The sequence below is a fragment of the Amycolatopsis pretoriensis genome, from assembly GCF_900107925.1.
Taxonomy (GTDB): Bacteria; Actinomycetota; Actinomycetes; order Mycobacteriales; family Pseudonocardiaceae; genus Amycolatopsis; species Amycolatopsis pretoriensis.
Genome location: NZ_FNUJ01000014.1, coordinates 136425 through 160703, shown reverse-complemented (window position 1 = coordinate 160703; position 24279 = coordinate 136425). Strand labels below are relative to the sequence as shown.

At 71.8% G+C, this 24279-nt stretch carries 21 protein-coding genes; 10 read left to right on the top strand and 11 right to left on the bottom strand.

What is annotated here, in order from left to right; translation table 11 throughout:
* Positions 1–22: 22 nt before the first annotated feature.
* On the bottom strand, positions 23–1636 hold the full coding sequence (locus BLV96_RS44310) for a glycoside hydrolase family 27 protein (protein WP_086677923.1): 1614 nt from the start codon (positions 1634–1636) through the stop codon (positions 23–25).
* A gap of 22 nt (positions 1637–1658) precedes the next feature.
* Entirely contained in the window at positions 1659–3008 is a 1350-nt protein-coding gene (locus tag BLV96_RS44305) for a glycoside hydrolase family 43 protein (RefSeq protein WP_244180939.1), read from the bottom strand.
* Positions 3009–3263: 255 nt separating this feature from the next.
* On the opposite strand from BLV96_RS44305, the gene BLV96_RS44300 reads away from it, so the two are divergent.
* From BLV96_RS44300 to BLV96_RS44290, 3 genes are read left to right on the top strand one after another with little or no spacing between them, the layout of a single operon-like run.
* A complete protein-coding gene (locus BLV96_RS44300; RefSeq protein ID WP_086677925.1) occupies positions 3264–5231 on the top strand; it encodes an alpha-L-fucosidase in 1968 nt (655 codons plus the stop codon).
* A 26-nt stretch (positions 5232–5257) separates the two neighbouring features.
* The gene (locus BLV96_RS44295) at positions 5258–7630 is read left to right on the top strand and encodes a ricin-type beta-trefoil lectin domain protein (RefSeq protein ID WP_086677926.1); all 2373 of its coding nucleotides are present in this window, start codon (positions 5258–5260) and stop codon (positions 7628–7630) included.
* Between the two features lie 28 nt (positions 7631–7658).
* Positions 7659–9125, top strand: a complete 1467-nt coding sequence (locus tag BLV96_RS44290) for an arabinofuranosidase catalytic domain-containing protein (RefSeq protein ID WP_086677927.1) — start codon at positions 7659–7661, stop codon at positions 9123–9125.
* A gap of 291 nt (positions 9126–9416) precedes the next feature.
* On the opposite strand, the gene BLV96_RS44285 is transcribed toward BLV96_RS44290, so the two are convergent.
* Positions 9417–10349 carry an alcohol dehydrogenase catalytic domain-containing protein gene (locus BLV96_RS44285; RefSeq protein ID WP_086677928.1) on the bottom strand — a complete coding sequence of 311 codons (933 nt, stop codon included), beginning with the start codon at positions 10347–10349 and terminating at the stop codon, positions 9417–9419.
* 91 nt (positions 10350–10440) lie between these two features.
* Here BLV96_RS44285 and BLV96_RS44280 point away from each other — a divergent pair, with 91 nt between their 5' ends.
* Positions 10441–11013, top strand: coding sequence for a TetR/AcrR family transcriptional regulator (locus BLV96_RS44280; protein WP_086677929.1), 573 nt, complete (start codon positions 10441–10443; stop codon positions 11011–11013).
* 4 nt (positions 11014–11017) lie between these two features.
* Here BLV96_RS44280 and BLV96_RS44275 read toward each other — a convergent pair whose 3' ends face one another.
* The 3 genes from BLV96_RS44275 to BLV96_RS44265 all read right to left on the bottom strand — a co-directional run bounded on the left by BLV96_RS44275 (position 11018) and on the right by BLV96_RS44265 (position 15748).
* The gene (locus BLV96_RS44275) at positions 11018–13705 is read right to left on the bottom strand and encodes a glycoside hydrolase family 9 protein (RefSeq protein ID WP_086677930.1); all 2688 of its coding nucleotides are present in this window, start codon (positions 13703–13705) and stop codon (positions 11018–11020) included.
* A 150-nt stretch (positions 13706–13855) separates the two neighbouring features.
* Positions 13856–14608: a GAF and ANTAR domain-containing protein gene (locus BLV96_RS44270; RefSeq protein WP_086677931.1), complete on the bottom strand. Its 753-nt coding sequence runs from the start codon at positions 14606–14608 to the stop codon at positions 13856–13858.
* A gap of 87 nt (positions 14609–14695) precedes the next feature.
* Positions 14696–15748 carry a YeiH family protein gene (locus BLV96_RS44265; RefSeq protein ID WP_208608495.1) on the bottom strand — a complete coding sequence of 351 codons (1053 nt, stop codon included), beginning with the start codon at positions 15746–15748 and terminating at the stop codon, positions 14696–14698.
* Positions 15749–15844: 96 nt separating this feature from the next.
* On the opposite strand from BLV96_RS44265, the gene BLV96_RS44260 reads away from it, so the two are divergent.
* Genes BLV96_RS44260 through BLV96_RS44250 form a run of 3 tightly spaced genes read left to right on the top strand, consistent with a single transcriptional unit; the run spans position 15845 to position 18591 of the window.
* A complete protein-coding gene (locus tag BLV96_RS44260; RefSeq protein ID WP_086677932.1) occupies positions 15845–16600 on the top strand; it encodes a GntR family transcriptional regulator in 756 nt (251 codons plus the stop codon).
* A 9-nt stretch (positions 16601–16609) separates the two neighbouring features.
* Complete coding sequence (locus tag BLV96_RS44255) at positions 16610–17290, top strand: response regulator transcription factor (protein ID WP_086677933.1); 681 nt, start codon at positions 16610–16612, stop codon at positions 17288–17290.
* On the top strand, positions 17287–18591 hold the full coding sequence (locus tag BLV96_RS44250) for a sensor histidine kinase (protein WP_167379928.1): 1305 nt from the start codon (positions 17287–17289) through the stop codon (positions 18589–18591). Before BLV96_RS44255 ends, BLV96_RS44250 begins: the two co-directional genes overlap by 4 nt.
* On the opposite strand, the gene BLV96_RS44245 is transcribed toward BLV96_RS44250, so the two are convergent.
* Positions 18588–19796, bottom strand: a complete 1209-nt coding sequence (locus BLV96_RS44245) for a DUF1501 domain-containing protein (protein ID WP_086677934.1) — start codon at positions 19794–19796, stop codon at positions 18588–18590. The two genes, BLV96_RS44250 and BLV96_RS44245, sit on opposite strands and share 4 nt — an antisense overlap.
* On the bottom strand, positions 19793–21094 hold the full coding sequence (locus BLV96_RS44240) for a DUF1800 domain-containing protein (protein WP_086677935.1): 1302 nt from the start codon (positions 21092–21094) through the stop codon (positions 19793–19795). The genes BLV96_RS44245 and BLV96_RS44240 overlap by 4 nt, the downstream gene beginning before the upstream one ends.
* A gap of 139 nt (positions 21095–21233) precedes the next feature.
* Between BLV96_RS44240 and BLV96_RS44235 the strand changes: the two genes are divergently transcribed.
* Together BLV96_RS44235 and BLV96_RS44230 are read left to right on the top strand one after the other, a co-directional pair.
* Complete coding sequence (locus BLV96_RS44235) at positions 21234–21605, top strand: helix-turn-helix domain-containing protein (RefSeq protein ID WP_086677936.1); 372 nt, start codon at positions 21234–21236, stop codon at positions 21603–21605.
* 35 nt (positions 21606–21640) lie between these two features.
* A complete protein-coding gene (locus BLV96_RS44230) occupies positions 21641–22051 on the top strand; it encodes a VOC family protein (protein ID WP_086677937.1) in 411 nt (136 codons plus the stop codon).
* A 4-nt stretch (positions 22052–22055) separates the two neighbouring features.
* On the opposite strand, the gene BLV96_RS44225 is transcribed toward BLV96_RS44230, so the two are convergent.
* On the bottom strand, positions 22056–22409 hold the full coding sequence (locus BLV96_RS44225; protein ID WP_086677949.1) for a hypothetical protein: 354 nt from the start codon (positions 22407–22409) through the stop codon (positions 22056–22058).
* A gap of 64 nt (positions 22410–22473) precedes the next feature.
* On the opposite strand from BLV96_RS44225, the gene BLV96_RS44220 reads away from it, so the two are divergent.
* On the top strand, positions 22474–23004 hold the full coding sequence (locus BLV96_RS44220; protein WP_086677950.1) for a DinB family protein: 531 nt from the start codon (positions 22474–22476) through the stop codon (positions 23002–23004).
* Here the strand turns inward: BLV96_RS44220 and BLV96_RS44215 are convergent.
* Both BLV96_RS44215 and BLV96_RS44210 read right to left on the bottom strand, forming a co-directional pair.
* The gene (locus tag BLV96_RS44215) at positions 23001–23315 is read right to left on the bottom strand and encodes a hypothetical protein (protein ID WP_086677938.1); all 315 of its coding nucleotides are present in this window, start codon (positions 23313–23315) and stop codon (positions 23001–23003) included. The two genes, BLV96_RS44220 and BLV96_RS44215, sit on opposite strands and share 4 nt — an antisense overlap.
* Before the next feature lie 45 nt (positions 23316–23360).
* Positions 23361–24272, bottom strand: a complete 912-nt coding sequence (locus tag BLV96_RS44210; protein WP_244180938.1) for an aminoglycoside phosphotransferase family protein — start codon at positions 24270–24272, stop codon at positions 23361–23363.
* Positions 24273–24279 lie beyond the last annotated feature (7 nt).

Genomic DNA, 24279 nt, shown 5'->3' with positions numbered 1-24279 from the left:
GACGACCCGGGCCTGTCGTGTGTCAGGCGCGTCCCCAGCGCTGGTTGGGTTGACCGTTGCAGGCCCAGAGGATCGCGTGCGTCCCGTTGGCGGTGCTCGCTCCTTCGGCGTCGAGGCACAGTCCGGAATGGACACCGCGGATCGAGCCGTCCTGGGCGAACGTCCACTTCTGGTTGTCCTGCCCGGTGCACGGCCTGCTCGTCACCTCGGCGCCGCTGGTCGTGCCGTCGAGGCACTTGTCGCCGAACACGCGGATTTCGCCGTTACCCCAGGTGGTCCACAGCTGGTTCGCCGCGGTTTGGCAGTCCCACAGCAACGTGCCCGCGCCGGCCGCCGTCGAGGCGTTGTCGACGTCGAGACAACGGCCGGACCCCGCGCCGCGCAGCCGGGACGTCGTGGCCGCGAGCGGGGAACCGCCGGACACCCGGTACGCCGCGACGCCGTGCGCGGGCACGCTCGCGCTGATCGCCCCGCCGGTCGAGGACGTCGCGCCGGTCCACAGGTCGGTCAGGGTGAACGCCGTGCCGGCGAGCCCGGCCTGCGCCGCGGTCGTGCTGACAGTGGTCGTCCCGCTCCCGCGGTTGAGCAGCCCGACCGCCACCGATCCGTCGGCCAGCGGCTTGGCGAAGACCTCGACGGCGCCGTCGTCACGCACCCGGCGGCCACCCGCGCCGAGCCGGTCCTGGTCGACCGCCAGCAGCCGCGGGTTCCGCAGCACCGCGCCGATGTCGGCCGACATCGTGCGGATGTCGTTGCCCGCCATCAGCGGCGCGGCCATGAGGGCCCACAGGGCGAAGTGGGCGCGGGACTCGGTCAGCGTCAACCCGGGCCGCCCGACCACGAGCATGTCCGGGTCGTTCCAGTGCCCCGGCCCGGCCTGCGCGGCCAGCGGGGCGGTGACGTCGAGGACGTTGCCCACCCCCATCGGGTAGCTGTTGGTGTTGCCGTTCTGCCAGATGTCGAGGAGGTCCTCGGTGGTGCGCCAGAGATCGGCGACCTGACCCCAGTCGTACTTGTCGCCGGTGATGGCGTGGTAGCTGTTGGGGTTGATGCTGTAGACGATCGGGCGGCCGGTGGCGCGCAGCGCGTCGCGCATCACCGTGAACCGGGCGACCTGCTCGTCGCGGGAGCCGGCGGGGGAGCACCAGTCGTACTTGAGGTAGTCCACGCCCCAGGACGCGAACGTGCCGGCGTCCTGGACCTCGTGCCCCGCGCTGCCGGTCGAGCCGGGGTAGGTGCCGGTGCGCTGGGCGCAGGTGCGGTCGGTCGGCACCTGGTAGATGCCGAACTTCAGGCCGCGGCCGTGGATGTAGTCGCCCAGGGCCTTCATGCCGCTCGGGAACTTCGACGCGTTGGCGCGCAGCGCGCCCTGGGAGTCGCGTTGCGGGTCGAACCAGCAGTCGTCGACGACGACGTACTGGTAGCCCGCGTCCTTCATCCCGGACGAGACCATCGCGTCGGCCGCTTGGCGGATCGCGGTTTCGGTGACGCCGCAGCCGAAGCTGTTCCAGCTGTTCCAGCCCAGCGGCGGGGTGAGCGCCGGGCTGCCGGGCGCGGCCGCGGCGGCCGGTGGCACGGTGAGCACGGCCAGCGCGGTGGCCGCGGCGGTGAGCAGGTGGCGCGGTCGAACGGGCATCGTCGCCCCTTTCCGGGAGTCGTCAGGCCGCGAACTGCCACCAGTTCACGTTGAACAGGTAGCCGCTGCCGCCGGTGAACCGGAGGTACAGGTCGTGGGTCCCGGTGGCGCCGGTGACCGGGCAGGACACGCTCGTCCAGGTCTGCCAGCCACCGGTGCCCCCGACGGTGCAGGTGCCGGCCAGGGTGCCGCCGGTGCTGTCGAGCCGCAGCTCGATCCGCCCGCCGGCCGCCGCGGAAGCGACTCGCGCGGTGAAGGACCGGGCGCCGGAACCGAAAGCGGCACCCTTGACCTTGATCCAGTCCCCGTTCTCGAGGTAGCCGACGTTCATCCCGCCCTCGGTGGACGGCTCGGTCTCGACGCCGGACTCCCAGGCGATCGTCTCGGCCTCTTGCCGCGAGTACGGGTTCAACGTGCCGACCTGCGGCGCGCCCGTGCTGGTCATAGTGATCGTCGGGATGGAGCCGTCGGCGTTGTAGGTGAACTTCTCCACGGCCACCGAGCGCGTGTAGCCACCGCCGCCCGGCAAGGCGCCGTTGTGGTAGAAGAAGTAGGAGTTGCCGTTGAAGTCGATCACGCCCGGGTGGTTGGTGAAGCTGCTGCCCTGGGTGGGCATGACCGTCCCGCGGTAGGTCCACGGCCCGGTCGGACCGGGCGCGGTCGAGTAACCGATGAACTCGGAGCAGCACTTCGCCGCGAAAACGTTGTAGTACAAGCCGTTGCGCTTGTAGACCCAGGGGCCTTCCTCGAACAGCGTCGGCCGGTTGGCGTCTCCCGTGCGCGTGCCGAACCCGGCGGTGGTAAGGGGGATCTGGTTCACCCCGCCGGAGTAGGAGATCATGTCGGCGTTCAGCTTCACGTACCACAGGTGCGGATTGCCCCAGTACAGGTAAGCCTGCCCGTCGTCGTCGACGAACACCGTGGGGTCGAACTCGCCGTTGGCGACGAGCGGGTGCCCGAGGGCGTCGTGGAACGGCCCGGTGGGGCTGTCCGCCACGGCCACGCCGATGCCCATCGCGCCGGTCGCCCGGACCGTCATCGGGACGTACCAGTAGAACTTGCCGTTCCGGTAGACGGTCTGGCCCGCCCAGGCGTTGGCGCTCGCCCAGCTGAAGCTCGCGAGGTTCAACGGCGAGCCGTGGTCGGTCCAGTTCACCATGTCCGCCGACGACCACACCCGCCATTCCTTCATGGTGAAGTACGTCGAGGCGTCTTCGTCGTGGCCGGTGTAGAGGTAGACGCGGCCGTTGTACACCAGCGGCGCGGGATCGGCGGTGTAGATGGTCTGGACGATCGGGTTGTCCGCCACGGCCGCGGCCGGGAAGAGCCCGAGCGCGCACAGCACCGCGACGACGAGGGTGACGACTTTCACGGGTGCTCCTTCGGTTGTGGTCACCGTTGCTCGCGCTCCGAGGCCAGGCGGGGAGCAGTCTGGCACGCTGATGTTCACGCTCACAAGCATTCGTCGCAACGCATGAAAGTTTCACGTCGTGCGAGCGGGTGCACGCTGGGAGTTCGCCGCATTCCTCGTTTTCCCGCGCAGGCAAAGCTTGACCCGCCGTAGCGCCCGAGCCTAAACAGAGTGTGTTAGCGCTAACTCAATCCGGCTCCGAGGAGGCTTCCCGCCATGCCCGAGTTCAGCCGCCGCGCCATGCTGGGTCTGATCACCGTGAGCGGCGCGGCGACGGCCGGGCTCCTGCGCGGCGGGATCGCGTCGGCCACCGCCGGACCGGGCAGCTACACGCCCACCTGGGCGTCGGTCGACCAGCACCCGCCCGCCGCGGAGTGGTTCTCCGACGCCAAGTTCGGCATCTACTTCCACTGGGGCGTCTTCAGTGTCCCCGCGTTCGGCAACGAGTGGTACCCGCGGAACATGTACGTCAGCGGGTCGAGCGAGAACAACCACCACAAGGCCGTGTACGGCGACCCTTCGGCGTGGCCGTACCACAACTTCGTCAACGGGGCCCGGGACAAGGCGGGCAACTGGGTGCAGTTCGCGCCCAAGCTCAAGTCCGCGGGCGGGAACTTCGACCCGGCCGAGTGGGCGCAGCTGTTCGCCGACGCCGGCGCGAAGTTCGCCGGGCCGGTCGCCGAGCACCACGACGGCTTCTCGGGGTGGAACAGCGCCGTCAACGAATGGAACTCGGTCGCCAAGGGGCCGCGGCTGGACCTGGTGCGGCTGCACGCCGACGCGATCCGCGCCCGGGGCCTGAAGTTCATGGTGTCGCTGCACCACGCCTACCACTTCACCGGCTACTACGACCACGTGCCCGCGCAGTCGGACGCGAGCCTGCGCAAGCTGTACGGCCAGCTGGGCTCGGCGGCGGAAAACCAGCTCTGGTACGACAAGCTGGCCGAGGTGATCGACGGCTATCAGCCGGATCTGCTGTGGCAGGACTTCAACCTGCCCCGCGTCGACGAGTCCCGCCGACTGAACTTCCTTTCGTACTACTACAACAAGGCCGTCGCGTGGAACAAGGACGTCGTCGCGACCTACAAGGACGGCTTGAACAACCGGGGCGAGGTCTTCGACTTCGAACGCGGCGGTCCGGGCGACATCCAGAACCCGTACTGGCTGACCGACGACAGCATCTCCTCGTCCAGCTGGTGCTACACGACCGGCATCGGCTACTACTCGATGAAGGCGATGTTGCACTCGCTGATCGACCGCGTCAGCAAGAACGGCACCATCCTGCTCAACATCGCGCCGACGGCCGACGGCACCATCCCGTCGGGACAGCGGACGATCCTGCTCGGCATCGGCGACTACCTCGGCCGCTTCGGCGAGTCGATCTACGCCACCCGCGCGTGGTCGGCCTACGGCGAGGGCCCGACGCAGATGGGCGGCGGATCGTTCACGACGCCGCGCGAGGGCACCAGCCGCGACATCCGGTTCACCCGCGGCAAGGACAACACCGTCCTCTACGCCACGGTCATGGGCTGGCCGGGCGGCACGCTGGACATCACCACGCTCGGCTCGGGCCGGATCAACCTCGCCTCGCTGAAGTCGGTGCAGCTGCTCAGTTCCACGGCCGGGTCGTACACCGACCTGCCCGACCGCACCCAGGACGGCTCCGGGCTGCACATCCGGCTGCCGTCGACGCCGTTCAGCGCCCCGGCGTACGTGGTGAAGCTGACGTTCTCCGGCCAGATCCCGTCCCTGGGCTCCGGCCCGGTCCCGACGAGCTGGGTGCGGATCGCCAACGTGACGACCGGTCTCGTGCTCGACAGCGGCGGGAGCGTCGCGGCCGGGTCGGTGCTCAAGCAGTGGTCGTACGACGGTTCCACGAACCTGCACTGGCAGCTGGCCGACCTGGGCACCGGCTACCACCGGATCGTCAACCGCACCAACGGCCTGGTCGCCGACAGCGGCGGCCGGACGGGCAACGGCGTCAACGCCGTGCAGTCCGCGTGGACCGGCGGCGACAACCAGCAGTGGCGGTTGACCGCGCTGGGCAACGGCCGCTACCAGATCGTCAACCGGGGCACCGGTACCGCGCTCGACGGCGCGGGCAGCATGACGGCCGGCTCGGCCGTGGTCCTGTGGGCCCCGAACGGCAGCACCAACAACCAGTGGACCGTCACGGCCGTCTGATCCCTTCGTCGGAAGAGAGAGCTGCCATGTCCCGAACCCCGCTGCGGATGGTGGTCGCCACCGTCGTCCTGGCCGCCGGTGTGGTGGCCGGTGCCGCACCGGCCGCGGCCGCCACCTCGATCACGATCGACGGCGGGTCGGCCGGGCGCACGTTCGACGGCGTCGGCGCGGTCAGCGGCGGCGGGGGCAACAGCCGCCTGCTGATCGACTACCCGGAGCCCCAGCGCGGCCAGATCCTCGACTACCTCTTCAAGCCCGGCTACGGCGCCGCGCTGCAGATCCTCAAGGTGGAGATGGGCGGGGACACCAACTCGACCAGCGGCGCGGAACCCAGCCACGCGCACTTCCGCGGCGACCTGGACTGCAACCGCGGGTACGAGTGGTGGATCATGGAGCAGGCCAAGGCACGCAACCCCGGCATCAAGCTGGTCGGCCTGCCGTGGGGCGCACCCGGCTGGATCGGCAACGGCACGTTCTTCTCCGACGACCTGACCGGTTATTACCTTTCGTGGCTCGGGTGCGCGAAGCAGCACGGGCTGACGATCGACTACCTCACCAGCGTCCAGAACGAGAAGCAGTGGAGCGCCGACTGGACCGTGACCCTGCGCAATGCGCTCAACGCCAACGGGTACAGCGCGGTCAAGGTCATCTCCGGCGACTCGTGGCCGGGGGACTGGGGACCGGCGAGCGCGATCTCGACGAACACCGCCTACCGGAACGCGACCGATGTTTTGAGCGCCCACTACACCTGCGGCTACCTCAGCGCGCAGACGTCGTGCAGCGTGCCTTCGAGCGTCACCGGTACCGGAAAGACGCTGTGGTCGAGCGAAAACGGCTCCCAGGACTACAACGACGGTGCCAAACCGCTGGCCCGCGGCATCAACCGCGTCTACCTCGACGGCAAGATGACCGCGTACCTCAACTGGGACCTCATCGCCGCCACCACGCCGAACATCCCCTGGCCGACTGTGGGCCTGGTGCTGGCCAACCAGCCGTGGTCGGGCTACTACTCGGTCGGCAAGGACGCCTGGGCGCTGGCGCACACCACGCAGTTCACCGCGCCCGGCTGGAAATACCTCGACACCTCCAGCGGGTACCTCGGCGGAAACCGCGCCAACGGCAGCTACGTCTCGCTGCGGTCCCCGAACTCCGGTGACTACAGCACGATCATCGAGACGATGGACGCCACGTCGGCCCAGACGCTGAACCTGAACGTCACCGGCGGGCTGTCGACCGGCCAGGTGCACGTGTGGGCGACGAACCTGAACTCGAACAACTCGGCGGACTTCTTCAAGCACACGGCCGACATCACGCCGTCCGGGGGAGCGTTCTCGCTCACCGCGCAGCCCGGTTACCTGTACACGATCACGACCACCACCGGACAGGGCAAGGGCACCGCGACCAGCCCGGCGCAGGGTTCGCTGAACCTGCCCTACAGCGACAGCTTCGACGGGTACGCGACCGGCAAGGAAGCCAAGTACCTGATGGACATGGAGGGCGCCTTCGAGACGTCCGCCTGCGGCGCCGGCCGCGCGGGCACGTGCGTGCGCCAGGCCGCACCGCAGAAGCCGATCCCCTGGAAGAAGTTCGTCGATCCCTACGCGCTGCTGGGCAACATCGCCTGGAGCGCCTACACGGTCAACGCGGACGTGCTGCTGGAGAAGTCCGGGTCGGTCCAGCTGCTCGGCCGGGTCGGCTCGCAGGACACGGGCAACCAGGGCGCGGTGAACGCGTACTACCTGCGGATCAGCGACACCGGCGCGTGGTCGATCCAGCGCAACAACACCAGCCAGCAGGTCACGACGCTGCGCAGCGGCACGACGACCGCGCTGGGCACGAACCGCTGGCACAAGCTGTCGCTGGGCTTCTCCGGCAGCACCATCACCGCTTCCGTCGACGGCGCCGTGCTCGGCACGGTCACCGACAGCACCTTCCCGGCCGGCCAAGCCGGGATCGGCACGAGCACGGGGGAGACCGCCCAGTTCGACAACCTTTCCGTGACCGGCACGGGTGGCGGGTCGACGTCGGTGCTGCGCAACACCGGCTCCGGCCGCTGCCTCGACGTCCCGAACGTTTCCCAGACGAACGGCACCCAGGTCGCGCTGTGGGACTGCAACGGCGGCGGCAACCAGCAGTGGACGCTCACTTCCGGGAAACAGTTGCTGGTGTACGGCGCCAAGTGCCTCGACGCCGAAGGCGCGAGCACCGCGGCCGGCACCCGGGCGATCATCTGGGACTGCACGGGCGGCGCGAACCAGCAGTGGAACGCCAACGCCGACGGCACGATCACCGGCGTCCCATCAGGACTGTGCCTCGGCCCGGGCGGCACCGCGAACAGCGCTCCGGTGACCCTGCAGGCCTGCACGGGCAGCGACGCCCAGAAGTGGACACGGAGCTAGCAGCATCTCGTCCGGACAAAGGAGTTCGATGAAAACACGATGGAGCAGAGCGCTTCGGACCACGGGAGCCGCGGTGGTGCTCGCCGCGGGCGCGCTGGCCGGCCCGGCCGTACCGGCGCAGGCCGCCACGCAGGGACCGTGCGACCTCTACGCCGCCGGCGGCACACCGTGCGTGGCCGCGCATTCCACCACCCGGGCGCTGTACGGCGGCTACAACGGGGCGCTGTACCAAGTCCGGCGGGCCTCCGACAACGCGACGCGGGACATCGGCCTGCTGAGCGCGGGCGGCGTCGCGAACGCGGCGACCCAGGATTCCTTCTGCGGCGGGACGACGTGCCTGATCACCGTCATCTACGACCAGTCCGGCCGCGGCAACCACCTCACGCAGGCGCCACCCGGCGGGTTCCAGGGGCCGGCCGCCGGCGGGTACGACAACCTCGCCAACGCGGCGGCCGCTCCGATCACCGTCGGCGGGCAGAAGGCGTACGGCGTGTTCGTCGCCCCGGGCACCGGGTACCGGAACAACAACGCCACCGGCACGGCGACCGGTGACCAGCCGGAGGGCATGTACGCGATCTTCGACGGCACGCACTACAACGGCGGCTGCTGCTTCGACTACGGCAACGCCGAGCGCAACAGCCGGGACAACGGCAACGGCACGATGGAGGCCATCTACTTCGGCAACATCAAGGTCTGGGGCTACGGCGCCGGGAACGGCCCGTGGATCATGGCCGACCTCGAAAACGGTCTGTTCTCCGGGATCAACCAGCGCTACAACGCCAACGACCCGAGCATCAGCCACCGCTACCTGACGGCGATCATCAAGGGCGCGCCCAACCACTGGGCGATCCGCGGCGGCAACGCGCAGTCCGGCGGCCTGTCGACCTTCTACGACGGCGCCCGCCCCAACGTGTCCGGCTACAACCCGATGCGCAAGGAAGGCGCGATCATCCTCGGCACCGGTGGCGACAACAGCATCGGCTCCGCGGGGACGTTCTACGAAGGCGTGATGACGTCCGGCTATCCCTCCGACGCCACCGAAAACGCCGTGCAGGCCAACATCACCGCGGCCGGGTACGGCACCGGCGGCAGCGGCACCACGACCGGGCCGCTGCACGCGGTCGGCGCCGGCAAGTGCCTCGACGTCCCGGGGTCCACCACCACACCCGGCACCCAGCTGCAGATCTACAGCTGTTCCGGCCAGGCGAACCAGAGCTGGACCCGCACATCGTCGAACCAGCTGACGGCCACCATCGGCGGGCAGACGCTCTGCCTGGACGCTTCGGGCAACGGGACGAGCCCCGGGACGAAGGTGGTGACCTGGTCCTGCAACGGCGGGGCCAACCAGCAGTGGACAGTCAACTCCGACGGCACGGTGACCGGTGCGCAGTCCGGGCTGTGCCTGGACGTGACGGGCGCGTCGACGGCCAACGGCGCGCTGGTCGAGCTGTGGACCTGCAACGGCGGCAGCAACCAGCGGTGGACGCTGGGTTGAGCACCTTCGAGGAAGGAACGGGATTGTGATGACCACCGGTTGGACCCGGCGAGCACACAACCGAACGCAGGCCGGCGGCGCAACTCGCACCCCCACCAGCCAGACCGCCCCGCAACCCCGATCCGAAGCCAGAACACGGCCGGCGGTGCCGGGTCAAGGCACGCTTTCCCGCCTTGACGCGGTACTGCCGGCCGTAGTCACAATCGGGCTTCGGGGTTGTGGGGAACCCGAGCCCGCGGCCTGCGGCAGCACGCCGCCTGGACGTGCCGGGCACCACTCCGCCACGACCGTTCAGCGAGGAGCCACCTGGAGCACCACCTTGCCACCAGGACGCTGTGACTGGCTCGTTTCGATGGCCTCCCGCCAGTCGGCGAGCGGGACGACCCGGGCGACCGGGATGCCGAACCGGCGCCGCGCGGCGAGCCGGGCGCACTTGCCGACGACGTCGTAGCGGTGGCCGAGAGGTCCCTCGGTAAACGCGTCGCGGGCACCGAGTTCGCGGGCGGCCGCCAGGTTGCTGATGGTCAGGACGTGGCTGGGGTCGGTGACCGTGCGGAGGAGTTCGGGAATGGTGGCGTCGTCGGGTGGTGAGACGTCGAGGACGACGTCGACCGGTCCGCCCGCCAGTTCGCGCACCCGCCCGGCCATGCCGCCGCCGTAGGGGGTGACCTCGGCTCCGGTGGCGCGCAGGGCTTCGGCGTGGGTCGGGCCCGCCGTGGTGAGCACGCGCGCGCCGGTCCGGCGGGCGAGCTGCACGGCGGCGAAGCCCGTGGTGGTGCCGCCGCCGCTGACGAGCAGGGTCGTGGCGGGGGTGATGGCGAGCAGGTCCAGGCCGAGCTGGGCGGTGTCCACGGCCATGGGCAGCGCGGCCGCGGCCGCCGGAGCCAACGCGGGTGGCCGGGGGAACCAGGTGTCGAGCACCGCCAGGTCGGACGCGCCCGCGGTCGGTCCGGTGAATGGGACGGGGCCGAAGACCGCGTCCCCGAGCCGGACGCCGGTCACGTTCTCGCCGAGGGCGTCGACCGTGCCGGCGACCTCGAGCCCGATCCCGCGCGGCAGGTCGCCGGGGTAGAGACCCCGGCAGAGCGCCAGGTCGGCGGGGTTGACGGTGCAGACCTCGACGGTGACGCGGAGCTGCCCCGGCGCCGGCTGGGGCGGCTCGGCCTCTTCCAGCCGCAGGACGTCGAGGGGTTCGCCGGTCCGGTGGAAACGCAGGGTGCGCATGGGGATCTCCCGAAGATGAGTGACAGCAGATGCTGTCGTCACTCGACGGTAGCACAGTGATGACAGCATCTGCTGTCGCTATGCTGGGCGCATGGCGCGTTGGGAAGGCAACACCCGTGAGCGGCTCGAGCGCGCGGCGCTGGAGCTGTTCCGCGATCAGGGCTACGACCGCACCACGGTCGCGCAGATCGCCAAGCACGCCGGCCTGACCGAGCGGTCGTTCTACCGCTGGTTCACCGACAAGCGGGAGGTCCTGTTCGCCGGCGACGAGCTGCAGGCCTGCCTGGAAGCGGGCATCGAAGACGTGCCCGCCGGCACCGGCGCGCTCGCGACGCTGATGGCCGCGTTCACCGCCGTGCCCCGCGTGCTGCGGCCGCCCGAACTGCTGATCGAGCTGCGTGGCGTCATCGCGGACAACCCGCCGCTGCGCGAACGCAGCCTGATCAAGGAAGCGATGCTGGCGGAGGTGACCGCCGCGGCGCTGTGCCGCCGGGGCCACGACGAGCAGACCGCGCGGCTGGCCACCGCCCTCGGCATGGCGATCCTGGCGTCGGCCACCCGGCGCTGGGTGCTCGGCGAACGGGCCGATTTCGCCGACCTGCTGGCCGGCAGCGCCGCGGACCTGCTCGCCGTCGCCGCCGACCTGCCGGACGAACCGGAGTAGCCGATCAGGGTTCGGTGCCCCAGACGAGGGCGCCGGCCTGGTAGGCGGTCGCGGTGGCGAGGTCGCTGTACGACGTCGTCGCGCGGTAGCTGTAGTCGTCGGCCTGGTCGAACGGCGTCCAGTCGGCCTTGGCGAGCCGGATCTGGAGCTCCCCGGTGTCCACGCCGGCGGCGAGGGTGCCGCCGCTGAAGCCGGCCTCGACGTAGGCGTCGGCTCCCGCGCGGGGAGTGCCGAGCTTCACCACGCGCAGCGTGACGTTGCCGCAGCCGACGACCGCGTAGTCGCACCAGACCTGGTAGCCGGGGTCGGCCGCGTCGCCGGTGAACCAGTAGCGCGCGGTGACGCCGGTCAGGGCGACGGAAGTGGTGCCGCGGTTGACGATCCGGAGGCTGGTGCGGATCTGGTTGTCGGTGGCTCCGCTCCCGGAGCGTTGCTGGACGGCGAGCGATCCCGTGCCGGTGGCGCCGCCGGTCGTCGTGGTCGTTACCGACACCGGACCGCCGGCCGCGGACCGGTTGCCGGCGGCGTCCCGGGCGCGCACCGAGAACGTGTACGCGGTGCCGGGCGTGAGGCCGGTGACCTGGTAGCCGGTGGTCGTGGTGCTGCCGATCGTCGCGCCGGCGGAGTCCAGCACGTCGTACCCGGCGACACCGACGTCGTCGGTGGCGGCGGTCCACAAGAGACTGACGCCGGTGCTGCCCGCGACGGCGGTGACCCCGGTCGGCGCCGACGGCGGCGTGGTGTCCTCTGTGGATGGTCCGGGCGGGCTGCCCCACAGCACGGCGGAGCCCTGGGCGAGCACCAGCCGCGAGGCGTTCGCGGGCGCGGACCCGCTGGGGGCCAGGCCGGTGTGCGACCAGTCGTTGCCGGGGTCCCAGGTGCCGGTGCTGGTGATCCGGAACTGCACTTCCTTGCGGTATCGGGACTGCCCGCCGGGAGCGACCCCGCCGGAGCACGTCACGTCGACGTAGTAGACCGAGCCGGAGAACTGGCGCACGGCCGGCGCGTCGCACTGGTTGTACGCGGAGGAAACCGAGATCTGGCCGGGCGTGGTGGCGCCGTCGAGCGTGAAGTAGTAGCGCAGCGAGCCGGTGAACGTGCGTGCCGGCCACGCCGACTTGTTGAGCACGTACGCTTTGACCTCGGTGAACGTGCTGCCGTCGGGCTGGTTGAGGGCGCCCTGCGCCAGGATTTCCGGGCCGTCCGGGGTTTCCGCCGGCGGGAAGGACGCCAGTGGCGCGCCGCCGTACTCGCCGTACAGGCGGGCCAGCGCGCCGGTGAAGCCGGCGTTGTAGTCGAGGGCGACCTCGTTCATCGTGTAGTTGCTGCGGTCGTCGGTGTACGCGTCATTGGGCGACGAGGGGCCGCCGACGAGCGCGCCGTACAAGGTGTGCCGGCTCTGCGCCGGTTCGGTCAGGCTGTCGGCCCAGGAGCCGTGCGCGGTGCGGTGGTGCGGGTTGCGGGGCGGGTTGACGCCGAACCCGACCTCGAAGCTCGCGCCGCGGGGGTTGTCGCCGAGTGCGTAGTCGATCTGCCGGACGCCGAAGGCGTGGTAGGTCGCCGCGCGCGTGGGATCGTTGGCGCGCAACCAGTCCGAGTAGGTCAGCGCCACGAACGCGGTGTTCGCCGCGTACCGCAGTGAGCCCCACTGGTCGAGCACGGCCTGGCCGCCGGGGGAGTAGGGCACGCGCTGACCGTTCACACCGGTGGTCCACCAGTCGAGCCAGCGGTTGGCGTCGGCGACGTACTCGGGATCGCCGGTGAGCTGGGCGAGCAGGACGTAGGCGCCGTAGGACTTGTCGTCCCAGGCCAGCGTCCAGCGGTAGGAGCGGGTGGTGGTCTGCGGTTCGGTGGCCAGCTTCTCGTACTCGGTGCGTGCCTTGGTGAGGTAGCCGCTGTCACCGGTGGCCTTGTAGAGCCAGATCGCGCCCCACACCAGCTCGTCCTGGTAGCCGCTCCAGGACTTGTAGAAGTTCTGGGCGTCGGTGATGCAGTTCGAGTAGGCGCCGCGGTGGTTGTCGGCGAACGAGTACAGCTGCTTGGCGTGCGTGAGCAGGGTGCCCGCGTAGGTGGGGTCGTCGGCCTGGAAGACCAGTGAGCCGGCGGCCAGCTGTGCGGCGGCCTCGCCGGCGAGGTCCGAGCCCGGGCAGGAGTCGTCGACGCGGTAGGCGGGGCGGGCCATGGTCATCGTCTCGGCGGGGCCCCACCACTTGTGGTCGTCGTCGCCCTTGCCGACCTGGCCGTACAGGACGTCGGGCTGCGGGTGCGCCTTGATCAGCCAGTCGGCACCCCAACGCAGGTTCGCGAGCAGGTACGGCCATTGGCCGGAGTCCCGGTAGGCGGCGCGGTTCTCCAGCCCGCCCCAGGCGAGCATGGTCATGCTGAACTCGAACGGCAGCCCGAACTTGACGTGGTCACCGGCGTCGTAGAACCCGCCGGTGAGGTCGAGGCCGGCGTCCTTGCCGTCGTCGAGGGCGGACGGACCGCGCCAGGAAACCCGGTTGCCGGCGGGCAAGGCGCCGGAGCGCTGGGCGTCGTAGAACCAGACGGCCTTCTGCAGCGCCTCGCCGTAGTCGAACTTCCCGGTGGCGGCGCCGGTTCCCGCGGACACCCCGGGGATCGCCAGGCTCAGGCCGAGCACGAGGAGTGCGACGACCACCCGGGAAATCGCCTTCGTCGTCGAAGTGCGCACGCCGCCTCCTGGAGTCTGGGAGCGCTTCCAGATTGGAGGGTATGGAGGTGGGTCGGTCGTGTAAAGGATCGGCGCTCGGACTGGGCGGTTCGGCGGCAGCGCGTGGAGCTGTCCGCAGCAATCCGGAGGACCGCGCTCTTGGGAGCGCTCTCAGGCAGGCGGGGGTGCCGGCTGGTTCGTGGCCGTGGTCACGAAGTTCCGGGCGACTTCCCGTAGTTTCAGGTTCTGCTCTTGCGACGCCTTGACGAGGAGTTCGAAAGCGTCGTCGGACGGGATGCAGTGCAGGGCCATGAGGATGCCCTTCGCCTGGTCGATCACCGCCCGGGAAGTCAGGGCGGTGCGGAGCTGGCCCATGGTTTCGCGGGCGGCCTGGTGCCGGCGGGTGCTGCGCAACGCGGCTTCGGCGGCGGCGGTGTACAGGTCCAGTAGCGCCGCGTCGAGAGCGCCGAAGCTGTTGCCGCCGGTGTCGTACAGGTTGAGCGAGCCGTGGTACTCGTGGTCGACGAACAGCGGAGCGGACAGGTAGGCGATGACCGCGCAGTCGTCCGCGGCCGCGGCGAACTCGGGCCACCGGCCGGCCGCCTCGCCGACCTTGACGCGCTGGACTTCGCCGGTGCGGGCGGCCTCCAGGCAGGGTCCTTGCCCGGCGTCGTACTGCGCCTGGTCGACGCGCAGCGCGTTGTCATCGGTCGCGGTCGCGGTGTAGGGGACGCCGTCGCGCAGCAGCGTGATGCTGGCGATCTCCGCGTCCGGGACCGCGTGCATGACCTGGTGGCACACCCGCCGCAGGACCACCAGCAGCTCCTCTTCCTGCGCGAAGGTACTGGCCAGCCGATCCAGCGCGGCGGTGACCTCGTCCACCCTTCGCGCGGCGTCCCGCTCGTGAAGCATCTCGTCGTCCATCCAGCGCTCCCTCCGGTCGTCCGGGAGACCACAGTAGGCGCCGGCCGCCCGGTCAGCGCGACAGTTGTGGGGACCTGCGGCTGCCGGTCAAAGGGCCCCGGTGAGTGCCTGGAGGCCGAGGCTCGCCGCCGCGACGGCGAGCCAGAGCAGGCCGCCCAGCAGCAGGGGCCGGGGCCCCGCCCGGCGCATGTCGGCCAGGCGCGTCGACAGCCCGATGCCGGCCAGCGCCGTCGTGATGAGGAACGCGCCCAGCGCCGACAGAGCCGGGTGCCACGAAGCCGGGACGACACCGAGGCTGTTCAGCGACGCCGCGGCGAGGAAGCCCAGCAGGAACAGCGGGACGATCTTCCGCCACGGCAGCGCGGGAACGCCGGAACCCGGCCGCCCCGCCTCGCGCCGGGCCTTCAGCACAGCCAGCACCAGGACGATCGGGATCAGCGTCAGCGTGCGGGTCAGCTTGACGACCAGGCCGTGGGACCCCGCGTCGCCGCCGTAGGCGTAGGACGCCGCGACCACCGACGACGTGTCGTTGATCGCCGTGCCCGCCCAGAGGCCGAACGCGTGCGCGTCCAGCCCGAGCAGGTGCCCCAGCGGCGGGAAGAGCAGCACGGCGGCGATGTTGAAGGTGAAGATCGTGCCGATGGCGTAGGCGACTTCCGCCTGCCGCGGCTTGATGACCGCGGTCGTGGCCGCGATCGCGGACGCGCCGCAGATCCCGGTGCCGACGCCGATCAGGGTCTGCGTGTCACCGCGGACGCCGAGCCACCGGCCCAGCAGCCAAGCGCCGCCGAGGGCGACCGCCAGCGTGCCGAGCATGACCGGCAGCGACTCCCCGCCGACCCGCAGCACCTGCGTCAGCGACAGCCCGGTGCCGAGGACCACGATCGACGCCTGGAGCACGGGCTTGGCCGCGACGGCGTAGCCCGGTGCCCACCGCTCGCCCCGCAGGCCGGGGACCACGGCGCCGGCGACCGCGCCGAGCACGATGCCGAACACCGGGCCGCCGACGACCGGGACCAGCTCGCCGAGACCGGTCGCGACGGCCGCGACGGCGACGGCGACCAGCAGGCCCGGCAGCGCCCGGGCGCCGCGGGCCGGCGGCGCCGGCGTCTCGGCGGGCGCGTCCCGGAATGTGGTCACCGGCTCCTCCACGGGTAAATGTACGTACAATCAAAGTAGATGATGTTCGGACATTTGGCCACGGGTAGGGTCGGGCGCGACAGCCGGGAGGAAGCCATGCCGCCGCGGACGCTCAGCCGCTCGGGCACCGAGCCGCTCTGGCGCCAGCTGCAGCACGAGCTGCTGACCAGGCTCGACGCGGGTGAGTTCACCGATCGCTTCCCGGGTGAGCTCGCGCTGGTCGACGAGTACGGCGTGAGCAGGCACACGGTCCGGCAGGCCCTGCGGCAGCTGCGCGCGGACGGCGTGATCGTGGCCGAGCGCGGCCGGCAGCCGCGCGTGGCGCCGCCGGCCGAGATAGCTCAGCCGATGGGCGCGCTCTACAGCCTCTTCGCGTCGGTGGAGGCCGCCGGCCTGCCGCAGCACAGCGTCGTGCGCACGTTCGACGTCCGCGCCGACGCCCTCGTGGCCGAGCGCCTCGACCTGGAAGCGTCCACCCCGCTGATCTACCTCGAGCGGCTCCGCCTCGCCGGCGACGAACCGCTCGCCCTCGACCGGGTCTGGCTCCCGGCGGACCTGGCGAAACCGTTGCTGCGGGCCGATTTCACGCACACCGGCCTCTACGCCGAACTCGCCCGGCGCACCGGGGTCAAGCTGGACCACGGCCGCGAAGAGGTGCACGCGGTCATCCCGACCGCGGCCGAACGCGCCCAGCTCGCCTGCGCGCACGACGTCGCGGCGTTCGCGATCAACCGGCTCAGCCACGCCCGCGGCCGCCCCGTGGAGTGGCGCCACACCCTCGTCCGCGGCGACCGGTTCGCGCTCACCGCGGAGTTCTCGGCGGCGGGCTACCGGCTGCTCGGACGCGCCTAAGCTGGCCGGGTGGACGAGCCGACCCCGCCGCGCATCCTGGTGATCGAGGACGCGGAAGCGATCCGGGTGCCGGTCGAGTCCGCGCTGGCCGGCGCGGGGTTCACCGTCCGTTCGCTGCCCGACGGCACCGGGCTGGAGGCGGAGTTCGCCCGCGCCCGCCCGGACCTGGTCGTGCTGGACGTCATGCTGCCCGGCCGGGACGGGTTCGAGCTGCTGCGGGTGATCCGGCGCGCGTCCGCGGCCGGGGTGGTGATGCTGACCGCGCGGGACGGCGTCGAGGACCGGCTGCGCGGACTCGGCGACGGCGCCGACGACTACGTCGTGAAGCCGTTCGTCCTCGCCGAACTGGTCGCGCGGGTGACCGCGGTGCTGCGCCGGACCGGGCGCACCCGGCCGGCCGTGGAAGTCGGCGGCCTCGTGATCGACGTCGAAGGCGGCCGCGCCCGCTACGGCGGCACCGACGTCGAGCTGACCGCCACCGAGTGGAAGCTGCTGCTGTACTTCGCCCGCCACCGCGACCGCGTGGTGTCCAAGACGCAGGTGCTCACGGCCGTCTGGGGCTACGGCGAATTGGCGCCCAACCTCGTCGAGGTCAACGTCAGCACGCTGCGCCGCAAGCTCGAAGCGCACGGCCCGCGCGTGCTGCACACCGTGCGCGGCCAGGGGTACGTGCTGCGCGGTGAGGCGTGAGCGGGCTGCGGACGGCGTCGCTGCGCCGGCGGGTCACCGTCACCGTGCTGGTGGTGCTCGCGCTGGTGCTGGTCGCCGTCGGCCTGGTCGTGGACACGGTGTTCCGCACGCAGGCCGAGCGGGACGTCAACGCGGTGCTGACCGCCCGCGTCCAGCTGGCGCAGCAGCTGGCCAAACAGAACACGGCCCCGCAGACCCTGCTACGGCGCGTCGAAACGCGCGGGGTGCAGGGCTCGCTGACCCTGCCCGACGGCACGGTCCTCGGCGGCCCCGGCCTGCCGGCGGATGCCCGGATCCGCCAGGTGCGGGCGACGCTGTCCGGGCCGGCGCGGATCAACGGCGCGAAGCTGACGCTCACCGCGGACGAGTCCCTGATCGCGGCGGCCGAGCAGAGCCTGCGGTGGGTGTTGCTGGCCACCGGCGTCGGCGCGCTGGTCGTCGCCGCGGTCGCGCTGCTGCTGGCCGTCCGGTTCGCGCTCGCGCCGCTGGACGCCATGACGCGGCTGGCCCGCTCGATCGTCTCCGGCGGCCGGGGCGGGCGGCTGGCCCCGGAGAAGTCCGGCACCGAGCTGGGCCGCGCGGCGGTCGCGTTCGACTCCGCGCTGGACGCCCTCGAAGGTGCGGAGCGGGCGGCGCGCGAGTCGGAGGAGCGGACCCGGCGGTTCGTCGCCGACGCGGCCCACGAGCTGCGCACGCCGCTGGCCGGCGTGCAGGCGGCCGCCGAGGCGTTGCTGCAGCAGCCGCCGGACACGCCCCAGGAGCAGCGGGAACGGCTGCAACTGCTGGTGGTCCGCGAGTCCCAGCGGGCCGGCCGGCTCGTCGCCGACCTGCTCGACCTGGCGCGGCTGGACGCGGGTGCCGAGCTCGACCGGGCGCCGGTCGCGCTGCGGGAGCTGGCGGCCGCGCAGGCCGAGCAGGTGCGGCTGACCACCCCGGACGTGACGGTCGAGGTCACCGGGCCGGACACGGTCGTCGTGGGTGACCGGGCGCGGCTGACGCAGATCCTGGCCAACCTGGCCGGCAACGCGGTCCGCGCGATGGCCGGCCGGGGCACGCTCACCCTGGAGGTCACCGCCGACGGGTTCACGGTGACCGACACGGGACCGGGCGTGCCGGGCCCGGAGCGCGAGCGGATCTTCGACCGCCTGGTCCGCTTGGACGCGGCGCGCGAGCAGGGCGGCTCGGGCCTGGGGCTGCCGATCGCCCGCGGTTTCGCCCGCGCCCACGGCGGCGACCTGTGGTGCGAGGCCGCCCCGGGCGGGGGAGCGCGGTTCCGGTTGACCGGTTTGCCGCCGGCCTAGGCGAACAGGCCCTCGATCCGTCCACTGTGGCCGGCGAGCACCTGGCCCGCGTCGGTGCCGAGGACGTCCTCCACCAAGGTCGCGTACACGTCGCGGAAGTCGGTCGACAGCTTCAGGTCGCCGTCGTCCAGGTCGGTCAAGCTCGGCTCGGCGCCGTGGAAGCCGCCCTGCACCCGGGGGCCGAGGACGAACACCGGGCCCGCCGTGCCGTGGTCGGTGCCCTGGCTCGCGTTCGCCGTGACCCGCCTGCCGAACTCCGAATACACCAGCACGGTCGCCTGCTTGCCGCGGTCGGACTTCGCCAGCCGCTGGACGAACGGCGTCAGCGCGCCGTCCAAATCGGTCAGCAGCCGCTGCTGGGTGCCGCGCTCGTCGGCGTGCGTGTCGAACCCGCCCAGCGACACCGAATACGCCCGCGTCGGCACGCCCGCCTCGATCAGCCCGGCGACGACGTCCAGCTGGGCCGCCAGTTCGCCCTTCGCCTTCTTCCCGGCGTCGCCGGGCTTGCCCAGGGTCGCCACGGCCCGGTGCAGGTCGGTGACCGACCGCGCCGCGCGCGCCTGCCAGAAGCCCTCGCCCGGCTGGGGCGTCCCAAGGTCCTCGAACGCTTTGCCCAGTGCGCCTTCCGGGAGCGTCAGCCCACCCACCGGCAGGGACGCCGCCGCGGTCCGTTCCCCGGCGAGCAGCGGCGGCAGCACCGGGTCGACCGACACCGCGCGCAGCGGGTCGTCGCCGGTGGCGTCCAGCCAGCGGCCGAGCCAGCCGGTCGGCACGGACGTCTCCGGCGACGCCGTCTGCCAGATCGCCATCGACCGGAAGTGGCTGTGGTCGGGCTTCGGGTAGCCGACGCCGCGCAGCACGGCGAGCTGCTTGCTGTCCCAGAGACCCTTGAACCCCTTCATCCCCGGGTTCAGCCCGAGGCCCTCGCCGAGGTCGAGCACCTCTTCCGGCCGGTACGCCAGCTCGGAGCGCGCGGCCTGGTACGCGGGGTCGCCCGCGGGGACGACGGTGTTGAGGCCGTCGTTGCCGCCGTAGAGGGTGACGACCACGAGCACGCCCGCGTCCGGGTCGAGGGGGTTCTCCTGCGCGGCCGACATGAGGTGGCCCCAGTCGACCTGCGTGGCGCCGGCGGCCAGGGCCGCGGCGGCCGTCACGCCGGTCGCGGTGAGGAACCGGCGGCGGTTCACCTTCTGCACGATCGTCACCCGCTCACTACGTATTCGGGGGCACAAGCGGCCACTGTGGACAGTTGACGGACGTTGCCGCCGACGCCGGCCAGCGCGGTGCGGGTCCGGTCCGACCACGCGTCGACGCCGAGCAGGTCGCCGATCGCCGCGGCCTTGTCCCGCGCCTTCGCCACCGCGCCGAGGTCGGCGTGCTCGGCGACGAGCTGGGCCGCGTGCAGGCGGGCCACGCCCGCCGACGTCGTCAGCCAGGCCCCGCCGGCCGCCCAGCCGCCGACGCTGGGGGGCTGGAACGGCACCTGGCCCATCCCGCGCAACGCCGCCAGCAGCTGGGTACGGGTCTTGTCCTCGAGCTTCGCCGGCCGCACGCCCAGGGCGCGCAGCAGCCCGGCCAGCCACTCGACGGGCTGCTTGACCAGCGACGTCGCGCTGTCGTGGAAAGCGGCTTCGTCGGTGATCGCGCGCAGCAGCGCGCGGATGTCGCGCCGGCTCCCGTACGCGGCGACCAAGCGGTTGAGCACGTCGGCCGGCGGCGGGGTCGCGGACACCAGCCGGAACCAGACGCGGCCCGCGACGAACGGCGCCGATTCCGGGCGGCTCAGCACCAGGTCCACAAAGGACTGGGTGGTGTAGTCGCCGTCGGTGCCGAGGATGTGCTTGACGCCGTCGTCGTGCCGCTTGGCGACCAGCTGCGCGCCGGTGGCGTCTCGCTTGGCGGTCCAGCCGGTGAGCGCGCGGGCGGCCTCGCGGACGTCGTCTTCGGTGTAGTGCCCGACGCCGAGGGTGAACAGCTCCATGAACTCGCGGGAGAGGTTCTCGTTGGGTTTGCCCGCTTTGTTGCTGTTGCCGTCGAGCCACAGCAGCATCGCGGGGTCGACGACCATGGCGCGGGCGAGGTCGGTGAAGCTGCCGAGGGCGTGGTCGCGCTGGGCCCGGTTCTGGGCGAGCATCAGCCGCGGGCTGCACACCTTCTGCTCACTGGTGGCGAAGTGGCCGTGCCAGAACCAGGTCAGCCGCTCGACGGAGGCGAGGTCGGCGGCCGCCATCCGGTCCAGCCACCAGCTCACGGCCTGCGTGGCCTGGGCCTGCGTCTGCTTCCGGGCCTGCTGTTTCGCGGCCGGATCGGCGTTCTTGCCGGGTTTGCCCGGCGGCGGGCCGGGATCGGGCATCGGCGTCGCCTCGGCGCCGGCGTCCGGTCCGGCGCCCAGCAGCCGGTCCCGCGTCTCGGCGAACCCGCGGTCGAGGTCGCCGGGCCGCGGCCCGAAGCCGAGCCGGTCGTGCAGCCGCCGGACGGCCGCTCGTTCGGAAAGCACCACCATGTCTTCGATGGTGGAACGCGGGAGTGCGTCGCGGCGACCGCTCGGAGCGGTCCTTAAGCCGATCCACAGCTACGCGGCCCCGGGACGCGTGTGGTGTGATCCGGGGGTGAGCCGTGCCGTGGAGGAGAGCAACCGCCGGATGCTGCGCGCCCGGGACACCATGGACCGCGACTACGCGAAGCCTCTCGACATCGCCGCTCTCGCTCGGGTCGCCCATGTCTCCGTTCCGCACTTCGGGCGGACGTTCCGGGCCACCTTCGGCGAGACCCCGCACCGCTACCTGCAACGCCGGCGGGTGGAACGCGCCATGTTCCTGCTGCGCTCGGGGGAGCGCAGCGTCACCGACATCTGCCTGGAAGTCGGCTTCACCAGCCTCGGGACGTTCAGCCGGACCTTCCGGGACATCGTCGGCGAGTCGCCGACGGCCTACCGGCGGCGGGGGCCGCTGGCCGGCGTGCCGACCTGCTTCGCCATGGCGTGGATGCGGCCGCGGGACGATCGTTTCGGATAAGCGTCCCGGCGGGCTCCTGCGTTAGCGTCGCCGCCATGCTCAACGCAATCACGATCTCGCAGATCTTCGTGCTCGACCAGGACCAGGCGCTCGACTTCTACGTCGGCAAGCTCGGCCTGGAGGTCCACACCGACGCCGACCTGGGCTTCATGCGGTGGCTGACGATCAACGTGCCCGGTCAGCCCGACCGGGAGATCCTCCTGGAGAAGCCCGGCCCGCCCCGGATGGACGAGGCGACGGCGGAGCAGGTCCGGGACCTGCTGACCAAGGGCGCGATGGGCGGCTCGCTGTTCTTCGCCAGCGACGACTGCCGCAAGACCTACGAGACGCTGCTGGCCCAGGGCGTCGAGTTCACCGACGAGCCGACCGAACGCCCGTACGGGATCGACTGCGGCCTCCGCGACCCGTTCGGCAACAGCATCCGGTTCAGCCAGCCGCTGTCCTGACCCTTCAGCGCAGCCATCGCAGCGCCGCGTCGACGCAGTCCTCGGGGCTGCTGTCGAACGCGATGGCCGCGGCGGGGGCGTGCCGGCGGACCAGGTCGACCACTCGCTCGAAGAGCTCGACGAGGGGTTCGTGGGTGCGGATGCCGCCGCCGATCACGACGCAGTCGTAGGGGTGGCCGGTCAGCGCCTCCTCGACGGCCTCTTCGGGTCGCTCGCCGGGGGAGACCAGGCAGTAGTCGGCCGCGATGCCGTGCTCGTCGAACCGGGCCCGGCCGCGGGCGATCGCGGCCTGGACCGGTTCGGGGTCCCAGCCTTCCAGCTCGGCGGGGTCCAGACCGATGACCAGCACTCGTGTCACCGCCGGAACGATACGCCGCCCACCGTGGTTGCCGGACGACCCGCGTCCGGCGACCATGGTGGGCATGTCCGGCATCCCGCCGCTGGCCGCGGAAGACCACACCTGCACCGGATGCGGACTGTCCTATCCCGAGCTCACGCTCGACACCGCCCGGGCGATCATCGGATCGCTGCCCGACGCGGTGGACGCCGTCGCCGGGTCCGCGTCCGGGCCGGACCTCCGGCGCCGGCCCGCGCCGGACCGCTGGTCGGCGCTGGAGTACCTGGTCCACCTGCGCGACGTCTGCGTGACGTACACGATCCGGGTGCACCGCGCCCGCACCGAGGACCGGCCCGTGCTCGAGCCGATGCTCAACGACCTGCGCGCCCGGCGGTTCCGCTACAACGACCGGCCCCCCGAAGGAGTGCGTGCCGAGCTCGCGGCCTGCGCCGCCGGACTCGGCGACGAGATCGGGCGGCTGACCCCGGCGGACTGCGAGCGCGTGGTGACCCGCCTGCCGGGCGAGCACCGCACGGCCCGCTGGCTGGTCCGCCAGGCGGCCCACGAGGTCACGCACCACCTCGAGGACATCAGGCGCTGCCTGAGCGCGGGCTAGGCCGTGCCCTGGTGTTCGTCACCGGTGTCGAAGAAACGGTCCACGTACTCTTCCGGCGGCAACGCGCTGTCACGCAGCAGCGAAAACACCTCGCTGCCGGACAGCAGCTCCCCGTTGCCCGTGGCATAGGCCTGGGCGAGCCCCACGTAAGCCGCCCCCATTTCCTTCGCGTACTCCCGCGCTTCCGCCTCGGCCAGCGCCAGCGCCGAGTCGACGTCGACCGCGTGCCACACCGTGACCCGTTCCTCGTACGACGGTTCGGCAGCTTCGGTCCACCGGAAGACGCACCGCACCCCGAACCACTCGGTCATGACTTCGCTCCCCCTCGGCTTCGCGGCAACCCGGACGCCGGAAACCTACGTGGTCGGGTGAACCAAGGCATCCCAGCCACCGAGCCGGCTCAACGCGGCGCCGAGGAAGGCGTCTCGGCGTTGCCCGAGAAGGCCGGCGTCGAGGTCTGTCCGGCCCTGGTCGTGCAGCGCCGGAATGCTGAACGCCATGTCGGCCAGGGTGCCCGACGCCGCGACGACGTCCCAGTAGGGGACCTGGTCCGCGGGTCGGCCGGTGGCCAGCTGCCAGCCTTCGAGGACCTGCTCGGCGGCGGGTGGCCCGAACATCAGCGCCGCGTCGAAGCGCGCCGCGCCGAGGTCGATGCCCGGCGATCCGGCGCCGGCGCAGTCCCAGTCGACCAGGCCGGTGCAGCGGTCGCCGGACCACAAGGTGTTGCCGTACCAGAGGTCGCCGTGCACGAAGACCGTCGGGCCGCCGGGCACGGGCAGCCGGTCCAGGCATTCTTCGGCCGCCGTCAGCAGCGCGGTGGTGCCCTTTTGACGGCGTTGGGCCGCGAAGTCCACATCGGCGATCGAGCGGGTCCGCAGCGGCAGCGCGGCCCGCGGTGCCAGCGGAACCGATTGCAGTGCGGCCGCGACGGCCCCCAAACCCCGCAGCCGTTCGGTGGACGCGGTCGGCGGGATCCGGCTGTGTCCGGGCAGGACCGTGGTCAGCACCGCCAGCGCCCCGGTCGCGGCACCGTCGAGATCCGTGGCGATCAACCGGGCCGCGGGGAGCCCGTGGTCACCGGCCACCCGCAGCGCCGCCACCTCGGTGGCGAACCGCAGGCGGTGGTCGGGATCGGCGGGGTCACCTAGCCGGAGGACGGCCGTTTCGACCCGGCCGGCCGGGTCGAAACCCAGCAGCCACGGATCGGCATCTTCACGCAGGCCGGTGACCGCGGCGACCCGGACGCCGCTTCCCACCGCGTCGGTCACCCAGCGC

Coding starts and splice junctions, on each gene's coding strand:
- BLV96_RS44280 (WP_086677929.1), top strand. CDS start 10,441: ATGGCGCGTTGGGAAGGCAACACCCGTGAGCGGCTCGAGCGCGCGGCG.
- BLV96_RS44285 (WP_086677928.1), bottom strand. CDS start 10,349: ATGCGCACCCTGCGTTTCCACCGGACCGGCGAACCCCTCGACGTCCTG.
- BLV96_RS44310 (WP_086677923.1), bottom strand. CDS start 1,636: ATGCCCGTTCGACCGCGCCACCTGCTCACCGCCGCGGCCACCGCGCTG.
- BLV96_RS44235 (WP_086677936.1), top strand. CDS start 21,234: ATGCTGCGCGCCCGGGACACCATGGACCGCGACTACGCGAAGCCTCTC.
- BLV96_RS44300 (WP_086677925.1), top strand. CDS start 3,264: ATGCCCGAGTTCAGCCGCCGCGCCATGCTGGGTCTGATCACCGTGAGC.
- BLV96_RS44295 (WP_086677926.1), top strand. CDS start 5,258: ATGTCCCGAACCCCGCTGCGGATGGTGGTCGCCACCGTCGTCCTGGCC.
- BLV96_RS44240 (WP_086677935.1), bottom strand. CDS start 21,094: ATGGTGGTGCTTTCCGAACGAGCGGCCGTCCGGCGGCTGCACGACCGG.
- BLV96_RS44230 (WP_086677937.1), top strand. CDS start 21,641: ATGCTCAACGCAATCACGATCTCGCAGATCTTCGTGCTCGACCAGGAC.
- BLV96_RS44215 (WP_086677938.1), bottom strand. CDS start 23,315: ATGACCGAGTGGTTCGGGGTGCGGTGCGTCTTCCGGTGGACCGAAGCT.
- BLV96_RS44290 (WP_086677927.1), top strand. CDS start 7,659: ATGAAAACACGATGGAGCAGAGCGCTTCGGACCACGGGAGCCGCGGTG.
- BLV96_RS44220 (WP_086677950.1), top strand. CDS start 22,474: ATGTCCGGCATCCCGCCGCTGGCCGCGGAAGACCACACCTGCACCGGA.
- BLV96_RS44260 (WP_086677932.1), top strand. CDS start 15,845: ATGCCGCCGCGGACGCTCAGCCGCTCGGGCACCGAGCCGCTCTGGCGC.
- BLV96_RS44270 (WP_086677931.1), bottom strand. CDS start 14,608: ATGGACGACGAGATGCTTCACGAGCGGGACGCCGCGCGAAGGGTGGAC.